Source organism: Dactylosporangium vinaceum (assembly GCF_019904175.1).
GTDB classification, from domain to species: Bacteria; Actinomycetota; Actinomycetes; order Mycobacteriales; family Micromonosporaceae; genus Dactylosporangium; species Dactylosporangium vinaceum.
In genome coordinates this window covers 6,774,949-6,788,503 of record NZ_CP061913.1, presented here as the reverse complement: position 1 = coordinate 6,788,503, position 13,555 = coordinate 6,774,949, and the positions used below count along the sequence as shown (strand labels likewise).

The following is a 13,555-nucleotide window of genomic DNA, read 5'->3' as shown; positions in this document are numbered from 1 at the left end:
AGCGGGTCACGTCTCGACCGGCAGCCTCAGCGTCGCGACCGTCCCGCCGCCGTCGCGGGCGTCCAGCCGCAGCGAGCCCCCGTGCTGCTCGGTGAAGGTGCGGCTCAGCGAGAGCCCGAGCCCGGCTCCCGGGTATCCCTGATGGCGCACGTTGCGGCCGCGCTGGAAGCGCCCGAACACGGTCTCGAGCTCGTCGGGGTCGACGCCGACGCCCCGGTCGGCGACGGTGACGACGGCGTGTGGCCCGTCGCGGCCCACGGCGATCTCGACCGGGCCGCCGTCGGGGCTGTACAGCACCGCGTTGGCCACCAGGTGTGCGACGACCTGGCCGAGCCGGTCGCGGTCCCCGGGCACGACGAGCGCCGCCGGCCCGTCGACACCGATGTCCCCGGCCGCGTCCCGCACGACCGCCATGAGGTCGACCGGCACCCGGTGCACGACGGCCTGCCCGGCGTCCAGCGCGGCGAGGTCGATGAGCTGGTCGATGATCCGGCGCAGGGTGCCCGTGCTGCGCTCCACGGCGTCGAGCATCGAGCGCAGGTCGTCGTGGCCGGGGTGGTCGGCCGGCAGGTCGGCCGCGAGCAGCTCGACGTAGGTGGAGATCACGGTCAGCGGCGAGCGCAGCTCGTGGCCGATGAGGCCGAGGTACTCGTCGCGGGCGGCGGCCAGGTCGAGGCGCAGCGCCGCGGCCCGGGTGCGGTGCAGGAACTGGCCCAGGTGGGCGGCGACGCCGCTGAGCAGCGCCACGACCGGGTCGCCCGGCTCCTGGACGGTGTCGGCGGTGAACGCCAGCACGCCGACTGTCGTGTCGGCGTCGCGGATCGGCAGGGCCAGCGCGGTGCGGTGTGAGCCGCCGCGGTCGGTGTCGCCGGGCTCCAGGACCGCGGCGTTTGTCTTCCAGGCCCGCCCGGCCGGCCCGTCGCCCCGGCCGAGGATCGCCGGCGGCGGCTCGGGGCAGTCGTGCTGCTCGGCGTGCCAGGTCGCCGAGCAGCGCAGGATGTCGTCGGTGTCGTCGGCCAGCCACAGCTGCCCGCACGTCCAGCCGAAGGCGGTGCCGACGATGCGCAGGACGGCCGCACCGGCGGTGGCGGTGTCCTCGGCGTCGGCGAGGGCGTAGCAGACCTGCAGCTCGCACTCGGCGAGCCGCTCGGCCTGCCGGCGCAGGCTGATGTCGTGGACGGCGGCGACCGCGCCGAGGCGGGCGCCGTCCGGCCCGACGATCGGCAGCCCGTTGACCAGGACGTGGCGCTGGCGCGGCCCGACGAGCTGCTCGACGCCGCGGACCGGCTCGCCGTGCAGGGCCCGGGCCAGGGGCATCGCCTCGCCGGGCACCGGGTTGCCGCTGAGGTCGTTGACGACGAAGCGGGAGGCCCAGTCGGCCGGGCCGGTCTCGCCGTGCTCCGCGCCGAGCATGTCGCGCAGCGCCCGGTTGAACAGCCGCAGCCGCCCGTCGGCGTCACAGGCGGCGACGCCGGTGTCCAGGGTGTCGAGCAGCGCCATCAGGAACGCCTCCCCGCCGGGGCCGGGCCTGCGGCGCCCGCTGCAGCGCGGCAGCGCGGCCGACACGAGCTGGGCGGTCTGGTCGGCGATGTCCAGTTCGCGGGTCGTCCAGGCCCTGGCCTGCCGGTCGGCGAGCGCTACCGCACCGATGGCGTGCTCGTAGCGGTCGCGGATGGGGAAGCCGGCGAAGGCGGCCGGGGTGGCGCCGCGCAGGGCCGCGGTGCGGTACCGCCTGTCGAAGGCGGTGTCGTTGACGATGATCGGCAGCCCGGCCGCGATGACGGCGGTGAGCAGGCCCTGCGGCAGTGTGACGTCGGCGGCGGGTGCGGCCGGATCGTGGCGGCCGAGCAGCGTCAAGGGGCCGCCGGCGGGCTCGTGGAGGACGGCCAGCGTGATCGGGGCCCGGGTGGCGGTGGCGGCGATGCGCAGCAGGCGGTCGATCGGCAGTGCCGCGTCCGCGCCGTCCGGGCCGGTGAGCGCTCCGAACAGGGCGACGTGAGAGTTCCGCCTGGTCACATTGAGTCACTGTAGGCCAGCAAGAAGTGTCAAGCGGTGGGTATGCGGGCCGATGAGTGCGGCGATGAGCGTTCGGCAGAAGCTGCTCGCGGGGTACCTCGTCGTCGCCGCCCTCGTCGCCCTGGTCGGCGCGATGGCGTGGCGGATCGACGCCGACTCCGCGCGCCAGGCGGCCGTGACCGAGGCCGAGCACATCGCGCAGGGCGTCGGCAACGACGTCGCGTTCGGCCTGCCCGCCGACACCCTGGGCGAGGTACCGAAGCCGCTCTTCGGCGACGGCTACGCGCTCAGCGTCTACCTGCAGCGGCTGCACAAGATGCAGGACCGCGACGTGGTGGTCGTGGACCGCGACCAGGTCGTGCTCGGCGACGCCATCCCCGAGGAGGTCGGCAGCCGGTTCGACAACGACCGTGGCGACGAGGTCGGCGCGACCATCCGCGACGGGCGCACGCGGACCTTCATCGAGGTGAGCGACGACTACCCGGACGGCATCCAGCAGGCGGTGGTGCCCCTCGTCGGGGCCGGGGGCGTCACGCTGGGCGCGGTCATCCTCGAGTACACCCCCCTCTATGACGAGATGCTGCAGTCGACCCGGCACACCCAGCTCGGCATCGCCGCCGCCTGCACCGCCGGCGTGCTCCTGGTGCTGCTGATCGGCTGGCTGATCGCCCGCACCCTGACCCGCCGCATCGGGCAGCTGACCGCGGCGGTGCTCGACGTGCGCAACGGGCGCTACACGCGCCGGGTCGACGCCACCGGCCGCGACGAGATCACCCAGCTCGGCCGGGCGTTCAACGACATGGCCGAGCAGCTGGACCGCTCGGCCCGCGACATCCTGGCCAAGGAGTACACCGACGCCATCCTGGCCAGCGCCGGCGAGGGCATCTGCGGCGTCGACGAGCACAACCGGATCACGTTCGCCAACGCGGCGGCGGCGCGGATCACCGGCCTCAGCGTCGACGAGCTTCTCGATCAGGACGCCGCGGTGGTACTCCCCGACGCCGACCCGGCCGCCGGCGGCCCGCGGGGCCCGGTGCAGCGCGAGGGCGACATGCCGGCTCCGGACGGCTCGCGGACGCGCGTGGCGTACACCGTCAGCCCCATCCTGCGCGGTGAGCGCAGTGCCGGCGCGGTCGTCCTGCTGCGCGACGTGACCCGGCAGCGGGCCCTCGAGGAGCAGCTGCGCCACCAGGCCCTGCACGACGAGCTCACCGGGCTGCCGAACCGGGCGCTGTTCACCGACCGCCTCGAGCAGGCGATGACCCGCTCCCAGACGCCCCTGGGCGTGCTGTTCCTCGACCTGGACGGCTTCAAGCGCGTCAACGACAGCCTCGGCCACGGCGCCGGCGACCGGCTCCTGCAGGCCACCGCCGAGCGGCTGCTGAGCACCGTGCGCGCGGGCGACACCGTGGCCCGCTTCGGCGGCGACGAGTTCGGCATCATGCTCGATCCGGCCGACGGCGAGATCGTCGCCGGCCTGCCCGCCCGACTCCTGCGGGCGCTGGAGGAGCCGCTGCTGATCGACGGCCGGGAGGTCGCGGTCAGCGCGAGCATCGGCGCCGTGTGGGACGCCGGGCGCTACGCCGACGCCGACGAGGTGGTCCGCAACGCCGACGTGGCCATGTACGCCGCGAAGAGCGAGGGCAAGGCCCGCTGCCAGGTCTTCCACGAGGAGATGCACGTCCGGCTGGTCGACCGGCTCGAACAGGAGAGCCGCCTGCGCCTGGCCGTCGAGCACGGCGAGCTGCGCCTGCACCTGCAGCCGATCGTGGCCGCGGACACCGGCCGGTCCGTGGGCGTCGAGGCGCTGGTGCGCTGGCAGGACCCGGCGCTGGGGCTGCGGCCGCCGGGTGCGTTCCTGCCGCTGGCCGAGGAGGCCGGCCTCAGCGCCGACATCGACCGCTGGGTGCTGCGGGAGAGCTGCCGGACCCTGCGCCAATGGCAGGACGAGGAGCCGGAGCAGGCCCCGGACTGGATAAGCGTCAACGTGGCCGCGCCGCTGCTGGAGAGCCCCGGCCTGCCGGACCTGGTCACCGAGGTGCTGCGGGACACCGGCCTGCGCCCGGAGGCGCTGGTGCTGGAGGTGACCGAGACGACGCTGATGCGCGACGTCGCCGCCACCGCCCCGCGCCTGGACCGGCTGCGCGCGCTCGGTGTGCGGGTCGCCATCGACGACTTCGGCACCGGGTACTCGTCCCTGGGCTACCTGCGCGACATCCCGGCCGACGTGCTGAAGATCGACCGCTCGTTCCTGGACGGGCTCGTCGGCAGCGGCCGGCACCGGGACCTCATCGACGCCGTGCTGCACCTGGGCCTGACCCTCGGTCTGCAGGTCGTCGCCGAGGGCATCGAGGACGCCGCCCAGCTGTCCGAGCTCGTCGCGCTCGGCTGCCCGCTGCTGCAGGGGTTCCACTGCGGCCGCCCGGTCCCGGCCGAGCAGCTGCGCCGCCAGTCCGCCGCGATGGTTGCCCAATAGCAACCGAATGCTCCGGGCCGGCCATGCAGCTTCCCGCCCGTCGCGCCGAATGCAACGGTGTGGCAATGGCACGCGCTCGGCTTCAGGTAATCGCCCTCGGCTTCGCCGTGGTGCTCATGGTGGGCTTCTTCATCGTGCCCGACGGCAGCCTGCTCCAGGTGGTCTGGCAGGTCGGGATCGGTTGGGTGGCCGCCGGGGCGATCGTGCTCGGCGTGCTGCGGCACCGGCCCGCGGTGCCGGCGCTGTGGTGGCTCATCGCCGCCGGGGTGGCCGGGAACGCCGCCGGCATCGGGGTCGAGACGGTCCTGACCCGGCTGCAGGTCGACGCCGGGTTCCCGTCGTGGGCGGACGCGGCCTACCTGTCGCTGTACCCGCTCACCGCCGGCGGTCTCATGATGCTGATCCGCCACCGCAGCCCCAGGCGCAACTGGACCACCGCCGTCGACGCGACGACGCTCACGACCGGCATCGGGCTGCTCGCCTGGATCTTCATGATCCAGCCCGCGGCCACCGACCCGAGCATCGGGCTGCTCGGCCACATCGTGAGCGTCGCCTACCCCATCGGCGACATCGTGCTGCTGGCGATGACGGTCCGGCTGCTGCTCGACGGGGCCGGGCGCAACGTGGCGCTGCGGTGGGTGCTGAGCGCGCTGCTGTGCTTCCTCGGCGGCGACAGCGCCTGGGTCGTCGTCAACCAGGTCAACTTCGAGCCGGGCCCGCTGGCGCACAAGGCCCTGGCGTCGGTGTTCCTGGCCGGATACTTCGCGTTCGCCGCGGCCGCGCTGCACCCGGATGTGCGGGCGGCCACCCGGCCGGCGCCGGCGCGCCCGGTCCGCCCGGGCCGCGCGCTGCTGGCCGTGCTGACCGCCACGTCGCTCATCGCGCCGGTGCTGCTGCTGGCCGAGACGGCCATGGGGCAGGTCGACGACGCGCTCGCCATCGGCATCGGGTGCGTGGCGCTGTTCCTGCTGGTGCTGGCGCGCATGTCGCAGCTGCTGACGCAGCTGGACGTACAGTCGCAGAAGGTTCGTGAGCTGGCGGTGACCGACGAGCTCACCGGGCTGCCGAACCGGCGGGCCTGGAACGCCGAGCTGCCCCGGGCGCTTGAGCGCTCGCGCCGCGAGGGCCGCCCGCTCACCGTGGCGCTGCTGGACCTCGACCATTTCAAGCGGTTCAACGACAGCTACGGCCACCCGGCGGGCGACCGGCTGCTCAAGGAGGCCGCGGCCGCCTGGCAGGCCCACCTGCGCACGGTGGACACCCTGGCCCGCTACGGCGGCGAGGAGTTCATCGTGATGCTGCCCGACGCGACCCGCGACGCGGCGCACCAGATCATCGACCGGATGCGCGCGGCGACGCCGCTGGGGCAGACGTTCTCGGCCGGGGTCGCGACGCTCGCTCCCGGCGAGCACTCCGACGAGCTGCTGGTGCGGGCCGACGCCGCCCTGTACGAGGCCAAGCGCGCCGGCCGCGACCGGGTGGCCGTCGCCGCGGGCTGACGCCGGCCGCCGGGTGGTTTTCAGTACCGGAACTGCGAGACGAGTGCCGACAGCTCGGTCGACATCCGGGCCAGGTCGTTCGTCGACCGCTGCGCCTCGGTCACGCCCTGACTGGTGAGCAGCGACGCCTCGGCGACACCCGTGATGTTCGCGGCGATCTCGCCGACGCCGGTGGCCGCCTGCGACACGCTGCGGCTCATCTCCGAGGTGGTCGCCGTCTGCTGCTCCACCGCGGAGGCGATTGTCGTCTGGTAGTCGCTGATGCGGGCGATGACCTCGGAGATCCGCTCGATCGCCTGGACCGCGCCGCCGGTGTCGGCCTGGATGGCCTCGACCCGCCGGGCGATGTCCTCGGTGGCCCGGGCGGTCTCCTGGGCCAGGTCCTTGACCTCCGAGGCGACCACCGCGAAGCCCTTGCCCGCGTCGCCGGCCCGGGCCGCCTCGATCGTCGCGTTGAGTGCGAGGAGGTTCGTCTGCTCGGCGATCTGGGTGATCACCTTGACGACGTTGCCGATCTCGGCCGAGGACTCGCCGAGCCGGCTCATCGTCGACGAGGTGGAGGTGGCCGCGGCGACCGCCTCGGCCGCGACCCGGGCCGCCTCCGAGGCGTTCTGCGAGATCTCGCGGATGGAGGCGCCCATCTCCTCGCTGCCGGCCGAGACCGTGTCGACGCTGCGCGACACCTCCTCGGCGGCGGCCGACACGGTCTGCGCCTGCACCGAGGTCTCCTCGGCCGACGTGGACATCTGGGTGGTGACGCCGGAGATCTGCTCCGCCGCGCCGGCCAGCGACGAGGCCGACCCGTCGATCGTGCGCACCGTCTGGCGCAGCCGGTCCATGGCGCTGTCCAGGGCCCGGCCCATGCGCCCGGCCTCGTCGCGGGAGGTCAGGCCGGTCGAGGCGGTGAGGTCGCCGCGCTGCAGGGCCTCGCAGACGGCCCGGACCCGGTCCAGCGGCGCTACGACCCCGCGGGCCACGAGCAGGCCGAAGGCCAGCGCGAGCGCGAGCCCCACGACCAGCAGCACGATCGAGGTCGTCCGGTTGGTCCGGTAGCCCGCGGCGGCCTGGGCCGCGTTCCTGGCCGCATCGGCGCTCTCCGACGCGTAGAGCGAGTCCAGGTCGGCGGCGAGCTTCGACAGCAGCGGCTCCACCTCCGTGTCGCGGGTGTTCTGCCAGGTGGTGAAGTCGTTGGCCGCGCCCGCCGGGAGCTGCTTGGTCTTGGCGATCTGCATCCAGGCGTCCCAGCTCGACTGGACGCCGTCGATGATGTTCGGGTCGCCGGCCGGGTTGCTGGCGCGGTACGCGGCCATGGCGGCGGCGAAGTTGCGCACGTCGTCGGTGTAGCGGTCGGTGAACTTCGCGACGGTCGCCGCGTCCTGGGACAGCGCCTGGTTGGCCAGGTCGGAGCGGGTGGTCGCGACAGCGGTCCGCAGCTGGCCGACGGCCGACATGCTCGCGACGTTGCTGGAGTAGATGCGCTGGGCGGCCGCGCTGGCGCCGCTCAGTGCGAGCAGGCCGCTGACGCCGACCGCCAGCGCCACGAGCGCCGCGACGCCGATCGCGGTCAGGATCTTCACCCGGACGCTGATGTTCGCGAACCAGCCCATCGGAACCTCCACGAATCGTTACGAGCCCGACATCACTGTACGAATCGCGAAACTTCCTCAAGCCCGTTTTGCGATGAAACTTTCCCGGGGGCGAAGCGGCCGGTGCTGCGGTTTTCCCGCCAGGCATTGACCATGATGACTGGACGGGTTGACTGTGAGCGCTCACACGCGACACGTAGGAGCGCGCCATGCGACTCAGAGGGCTGTTCGCCGCCGCCGCGGCCGGGGCGCTGCTGGCCGGGGCCGGAATCGTCAGTGCGTTTGCCGCGACCGGCGACGGCTCGCCGGGTGACGCCAACATCGCGTTCGTGGGGCGGTGGGACCGCACGAACGCCGGCGCCTACGTGCCGAACTGGGCCGGCGCCTACCTCCGCACCGGGTTCACCGGCACGACCGTGAAACTCAAGCAGCGCAACCCGATCGACCTGTACTTCAGCATCGACGGCGGCGCGGTGCAGTACATCCAGAACGTCTCCGGCACCGTCAACCTCACGCCCTCGGCGCTGCCGTCCGGCAACCACACCCTGATGGTCTCCTACCGCGTCGTGGCCGGCTCCTACACCGGCGACGCCGTCTTCCAGGGCCTCGTCCTGGACTCCGGCGCCCACACCCTGCCCGCGAACGCCGCCCCGAAGCTCGTCGAGTTCGTCGGCGACTCCATCACGGTCGGCACGACGTCGTCGAAGAACGCGCTCACGGCGTACGGCTGGCTCACCGGCGAGCAGCTCGGGGCCCGGCACACCCAGATCGGGTACGGCGGCGGCTGCCTCGTCGCCACCGCCGACGGCTGCGTGTCGGTCGCCTCCCAGTTCCTGAAGACCGGATACTCCGCGACAAGCGCCAACTGGGACTTCACCCGCTACACGGCCGACGCCGTCGTCATCAACCTCGGCACCAACGACAAGAGCCACGGCGTCAGCTCGGCCGACTTCCAGAACGGCTACGTCGCGTTCCTGAAGACGGTCCGCAGCAAGTACCCCAACGCCGCCATCCTCGCCCTCGAGACGTTCTCGAAGCGCTACGCCGCCGAGACCCAGGCCGCGGTCACGACGCAGACGGCCGCCGGCGACCGCAACGTCTTCTACGTCAACACCGAGGGCTGGCTGCCCAGCGACGGCCTCAGCGACAGCGTGCACCCGAACGACAAGGGCCACCAGGCCATCGCCGCGAAACTGGCCCCGATCGTCGGCGCGAAGCTGACCACCACGCCGCCGTCGCCGTCGGCGAGCGCGACCTCGGCGTCGCCCCGGCCGTCCACCTCCGCGTCGTCGACCCCGCCGCCGCCGGGCACCTGCCGGGTCGCCTACCGGATCACGAACCAGTGGGCGGGCGGCTTCGGCGGCGACGTCACCATCACCAACCTCGGCGGCCCGATCACCGGCTGGACCCTCGGCTGGACGTTCGCGACCGGCCAGAGCGTCACCCAGGCCTGGAACGCCACCGTCACCCAGTCCGGCGCCGCCGTCACCGCGACGAACGTGAGCTACAACGGCGCCCTCGCCACGGGCGGCACCGCGAACTTCGGCTTCAACGGCGCCTGGAGCACCGCGAACCCGGTCCCGGCGGCGTTCACGCTCAACGGCACCCCCTGCACCACCGCCTCAGCGGCCGGGTGACCCCGGCGTCCTGATCCGAGCGCATCGAAGCCGGTCGGCCCCCTCGCGGGCCGACCGGCTTCCGGCGTCCCGGGCCTCTTGACCTTGGCCGCGCCGCGTGCGACTTTGTATCGCAACTTCATGAAGTAGGTGAACGAAGTGCCGGTAGGGAAGCACGGGACGGGCCGGGACCTGTCGAGATCGGCGGTGCTCGCGCTGCTGGGCGGCCGGGGGCCGACCTCGCGGGCCGACATCGCACGTGAGCTCGGTCTCAGCCCGGCCGCGGTGTCCCAGATCATGCGCCGGCTCCTGGAGCAGGGCCTGGTCGAGGAGGTCGCCCAGGCGCCGTCGAGTGGCGGGCGGCCCGGCTCCCTCATCGGCCTGGTCGGCTCGGCCGGCCGGGCGCTCGGGGTCAAGGTCGCCGCCGACCACCTCGTCGTCGTCAACGTCCGCCTCGACGGGCAGCTGCTGTCGAGCGCCACGATGGCGTTCGACGCGACGGCCCCCGACGCCCTCCCGCGCCTGGCCGCCGCGCTCGTGCCCCACACCGCGCCGGACCCGGGCCTCCCACCGCTGCTCGGCGTCGGCGTCGCCGTCCCCGGCGTGGTCCAGCGGCCCGACAAGGGCATGGTCGACGCCGACGTGCTCCAGTGGCGGCAGCTGCCCCTGGGCCGGCACCTGCGCGGCGTCCTCGGCCTGCCGGTCGTGGTCGAGAACGACGTCAACGCCCTCGCCGTCGCCGAGGTGCTCTACGGCCACGGCCGCGAGGTCGACGACTTCCTGGTGCTCACCATCGGCCGCGGCATCGGCCTGAGCATCGTCGCCGACCGGACCATCTACCGCGGCGGCCGCGGCGGCGCCGGCGAGTTCGGGCACGTGCCGATGGAGGACGACGGGCCGCCGTGCCAGTGCGGCCGCCGCGGCTGCCTGGAGGCGTCCCTCGGCGAGCCGGCCCTCGAACGCACCGCCCGGGAGCGGGGAGTCCTCGGCCCGCGGCAGGGCTTCGACGCGCTCGTCGCGGCGGCCGACCGCGGCGACGACGCCGCCTGCGGGGTGCTCGCCGCGGCCGGGCGGCTGCTCGGCCGGGCCGTCGCCGGTGCGGCAAACATCCTCGACCCGGACCGGATCGTCATCGCCGGCGAGGGCGTCGCCCACTGGGTCCACTGGGACCGCGCGTTCCGGGCCGAGTTCGCCAGGCGCCAGGTCCGCCGGGGCGACGGCATCGCCCTCGTCGTGGACACCTGGGACGACAGCAACTGGGCCCAGGGGGCCGCCGCGCTCGTCCTGGCCGCCCCGTTCGACCTCGACGGGTTCGGCGGCGACCAGGCCGACCTCGTCGTGGCCCGGCTGCACGGCGGCGACGGGGCGGTGGACTGATGGCCGCCGGACCGCGCGGCGTCCGCAAACTCGGGATCGTCGCCCTCTTCCTGCTGCCCAGCGCCGTACCGCTGCTGCTGTTCACCATCGCCCCGATGGTCGCGGCCGGCTGGATCAGCCTGCACACCTGGAACCTGCAGTCCCCGATGCGCTGGACCGGCCTGGACAACTACACCCGCCTGCTCGGCGACGCCGACACCCGCGACGCGCTCCTGCACACCCTGGCCTTCCTCGGCCTCTACCTGCCGCTGGTGTACCTCTGCGGCCTTGCCCTGGCCGTGGCGCTGAACCGGCGCTTCCCCGGCCGCAGCCTGCTGCGGTCGATGTACTTCCTGCCCGTCGTCACCAGCTGGGTCGTCGTCGCGCTCACCTGGAAGTGGCTGCTGAACCCGGCCAACGGCCTGGTCAACCACCTGCTCGGCACGGTCGGCATCGAGGGCCCCGGCTGGTGGGCGTCACCGACCTGGGCCATCCCGTCCACCGTGATCGCCTCGGTGTGGAAGGACGCCGGGTTCGTCATGGTCATCCTGCTCGCCGGGCTGCAGTCGATCCCCGAGGAGTACCTGGAGGCCGCCCGCCTCGACGGCGCCTCGGCCTGGCAGAGCTTCTGGAAGGTGACGTTCCCGCTGCTCACCCCGTCCAGCTACTTCGTCGTGGTCATCTCGCTGATCAACGGGTTCCAGGTGTTCGACCAGATCTACGTCATGACCGGCGGCGGGCCGGCGGGCGCGTCCCGGCCCCTCGTCGAGGAGATCTACGACCTCACGTTCCGCTACGGCGACGCCGGTGGCGCCTCGGCACTGAGCCTGCTGCTGTTCGCCGTGATCCTGGCGGTCACCGTGGTCCAGCAGCGCCTCCAGAAGCGGTGGGTCCACTATGTCTAGACGGCTGCTCATCGCGCTGCTGGCCGCCGGCGCGCTGCTCATGATCTTCCCGTTCGTGTGGACCGTCGTCACGTCGATCACGGCCGGCGGCGACGTGCTCACCACCCCGCGGCTCATACCGCAACGGGCGGGGCTGGACGGGTACCGCAAACTCTTCGAGGCACTGCCCTTCTGGCGGATCGCCGCGAACAGCCTCGTGCTCGCCGTCGTGTCGACCGCCCTGCTGCTCATCACCAGCTCGACCGCGGCCTACGCGTTCGCCCGCCTCGAGTTCCCCGGCAAGAACATCGTGTTCGTCGGATACCTCGCCACCCTCATGATCCCGATGCAGGTCCTCGTGGTGCCGCTGTTCATCGAGGTTCGCGCGCTGGACCTCGTCGACACCTACGCCGCCCTGATCGTGCCGACGATCGCCTCCGCGTTCGGCGTGTTCCTGCTGCGCCAGTCCGTCGCCGTGCTGCCCCGCGAGCTCGACGAGGCCGCATTCGTCGACGGCGCCGGGCACATCCGGATCTTCCTGCGGATCATCCTGCCGCTGATCCGGCCCGCCCTCGCCACCTACGGCCTGTTCGCGTTCATGTCGAGCTGGAACGCGTTCCTGTGGCCGCTCGTCGCCATCCGCTCCCGTGAGTTCATGACCCTGCCCCTGGGCCTGTCGACCCTCAGCGGCCAGTACAGCACCCAGTGGAACGCCATCATGGCCGGCTCGGTCGTCAGCATCGTGCCGATGCTCGTCCTCTACGCGTTCGCGCAGCGGCACATCGTGCAGAGCGTCGCCAACGCCGGTCTCAAGTGAACCCCTTCCCGCTGAATGTGAGGCCCCAATGTCCCGACACCCCCGGCGCGCGGCCGCCCTGGCCCTCGCCGCCCTGCTCGCCTTAGCCGGCTGCTCCAAGGGCTCCGCCACCAAGGACTCCTCCGAGGGCGGCGTCACCACCATCCACTACCTGACGTTCTCCGCCGCGCCCGACCACCTCAAGGACCTCGACGACATCAAGGCCGCGTTCGAGAAGACCAACCCGGACATCAAGATCCAGGTGCAGACGGCGGCGTACAAGGACTACTTCACCCAGCTGCAGACCTCGATCGCCGGCGGCACCGCCCCGGACACCTTCGAGCTCGACTACGGCAACTTCGTCACCTACGCCCAGGCCGGCTCCCTGGCCGACCTCGCCGGGCCGGCCGCGAACGACAAGACCTGGCAGCCGTCCGTGCTGGCCTCGAGCGCCCTCGACGCCTTCAAGCGCGACGGGAAGCAGTACGCCCTGCCGGAGTCCTTCTCCACCGTCGTGCTCATCTACAACAAGGCGCTCTTCGACGCGGCCGGCGTGACGTACCCGACGAAGGACTGGAAGTGGTCCGACGAGACGGCCGCCGCGCAGAAACTGACCGACAAGGGCAAGGGCGTCTACGGCGACTTCCAGCCCGTCACCTACAACGAGTTCTACAAGTCGGTAAGCCAGGCCGGCGGCTCGTTCCTCAGCGCCGACGGCAAGAAGGCGACGTTCAACAGCGCCGAGGGCGTGGCCGCGGCGAAGTGGCTCATCGGCAAGCCCGGCTCGACGATGCCCACGCTTACCGAGGTCGGCGGCACCCCGGACTTCGACACCAATCTGTTCAAGTCCGGCAAACTCGCGATGTGGCACAACGGCAACTGGCAGTTCGACGCGCTCAAGGACGTGCCGTTCGGCTGGGACGTCGTCGTCGAGCCGGGCGACACCCAGCGGGCCAGCGCGGTCTTCCAGAACGGTGTCGCGGTCTCGGCGCAGAGCGGCCACAAGGACGCGGCGTTCAAGTGGCTCAACTACCTGACCACATCCGAGCAGAGCGTCAAGTCGCGGATCAGCTCCTCCTGGGAGCTGCCGCCGCTCGCGGACGCGTCGAAGCTGTCCGGATACCTCGACATCAAGCCGCCCGCCAACCGGCAGGCCGTCATGGACGCCCTCGGCAAGCAGTCGCTGCAGCCGGTCGTGGCCAAGCAGCAGCAGATGCAGGACATCGTCGACAAGGCGCTGACCCAGGCAGCCGGAGGCGCGGACCTGCAGAAGACCCTCGACGACGCCGCCCAGCAAGTCACCGCACTGCTCTCCTAAGGAATCGC

Annotated in this window: 9 protein-coding genes; 7 read left to right on the top strand and 2 right to left on the bottom strand. The window is 72.6% G+C overall.

Annotated elements, in window-relative coordinates; all coding sequences use genetic code 11:
• Positions 1–6: 6 nt before the first annotated feature.
• A complete protein-coding gene (locus Dvina_RS30555; protein ID WP_223092779.1) occupies positions 7–2,016 on the bottom strand; it encodes an ATP-binding protein in 2,010 nt (669 codons plus the stop codon).
• Between the two features lie 64 nt (positions 2,017–2,080).
• On the opposite strand from Dvina_RS30555, the gene Dvina_RS30550 reads away from it, so the two are divergent.
• Complete coding sequence (locus Dvina_RS30550; protein ID WP_223092778.1) at positions 2,081–4,492, top strand: EAL domain-containing protein; 2,412 nt, start codon at positions 2,081–2,083, stop codon at positions 4,490–4,492.
• Positions 4,493–4,557: 65 nt separating this feature from the next.
• Positions 4,558–5,991, top strand: coding sequence for a GGDEF domain-containing protein (locus Dvina_RS30545; RefSeq protein ID WP_246655417.1), 1,434 nt, complete (start codon positions 4,558–4,560; stop codon positions 5,989–5,991).
• Between the two features lie 20 nt (positions 5,992–6,011).
• Here Dvina_RS30545 and Dvina_RS30540 read toward each other — a convergent pair whose 3' ends face one another.
• Positions 6,012–7,598 (bottom strand): methyl-accepting chemotaxis protein, encoded by a 1,587-nt coding sequence (locus tag Dvina_RS30540; protein ID WP_223092777.1) that lies wholly within the window; start codon positions 7,596–7,598, stop codon positions 6,012–6,014.
• 188 nt (positions 7,599–7,786) lie between these two features.
• On the opposite strand from Dvina_RS30540, the gene Dvina_RS30535 reads away from it, so the two are divergent.
• The 5 genes from Dvina_RS30535 (at position 7,787) to Dvina_RS30515 (ending at position 13,547) form a co-directional block, all read left to right on the top strand.
• The gene (locus Dvina_RS30535; protein ID WP_223092776.1) at positions 7,787–9,214 is read left to right on the top strand and encodes a cellulose binding domain-containing protein; all 1,428 of its coding nucleotides are present in this window, start codon (positions 7,787–7,789) and stop codon (positions 9,212–9,214) included.
• A 129-nt stretch (positions 9,215–9,343) separates the two neighbouring features.
• A complete protein-coding gene (locus Dvina_RS30530) occupies positions 9,344–10,570 on the top strand; it encodes an ROK family transcriptional regulator (protein WP_223092775.1) in 1,227 nt (408 codons plus the stop codon).
• Positions 10,570–11,454 carry a carbohydrate ABC transporter permease gene (locus tag Dvina_RS30525; protein ID WP_223092774.1) on the top strand — a complete coding sequence of 295 codons (885 nt, stop codon included), beginning with the start codon at positions 10,570–10,572 and terminating at the stop codon, positions 11,452–11,454. Before Dvina_RS30530 ends, Dvina_RS30525 begins: the two co-directional genes overlap by 1 nt.
• Positions 11,447–12,250: a carbohydrate ABC transporter permease gene (locus Dvina_RS30520; RefSeq protein ID WP_223092773.1), complete on the top strand. Its 804-nt coding sequence runs from the start codon at positions 11,447–11,449 to the stop codon at positions 12,248–12,250. Before Dvina_RS30525 ends, Dvina_RS30520 begins: the two co-directional genes overlap by 8 nt.
• A gap of 28 nt (positions 12,251–12,278) precedes the next feature.
• Entirely contained in the window at positions 12,279–13,547 is a 1,269-nt protein-coding gene (locus Dvina_RS30515; protein WP_223092772.1) for an ABC transporter substrate-binding protein, read from the top strand.
• Positions 13,548–13,555: the final 8 nt, after the last annotated feature.

Bases quoted from the DNA above. Each gene is read 5' to 3' on its own strand.
- Dvina_RS30550 (WP_223092778.1), top strand. From the start codon at position 2,081: ATGAGCGTTCGGCAGAAGCTGCTCGCGGGGTACCTCGTCGTCGCCGCC.
- Dvina_RS30545 (WP_246655417.1), top strand. From the start codon at position 4,558: ATGGCACGCGCTCGGCTTCAGGTAATCGCCCTCGGCTTCGCCGTGGTG.
- Dvina_RS30540 (WP_223092777.1), bottom strand. From the start codon at position 7,598: ATGGGCTGGTTCGCGAACATCAGCGTCCGGGTGAAGATCCTGACCGCG.
- Dvina_RS30535 (WP_223092776.1), top strand. From the start codon at position 7,787: ATGCGACTCAGAGGGCTGTTCGCCGCCGCCGCGGCCGGGGCGCTGCTG.
- Dvina_RS30525 (WP_223092774.1), top strand. From the start codon at position 10,570: ATGGCCGCCGGACCGCGCGGCGTCCGCAAACTCGGGATCGTCGCCCTC.
- Dvina_RS30520 (WP_223092773.1), top strand. From the start codon at position 11,447: ATGTCTAGACGGCTGCTCATCGCGCTGCTGGCCGCCGGCGCGCTGCTC.
- Dvina_RS30515 (WP_223092772.1), top strand. From the start codon at position 12,279: ATGTCCCGACACCCCCGGCGCGCGGCCGCCCTGGCCCTCGCCGCCCTG.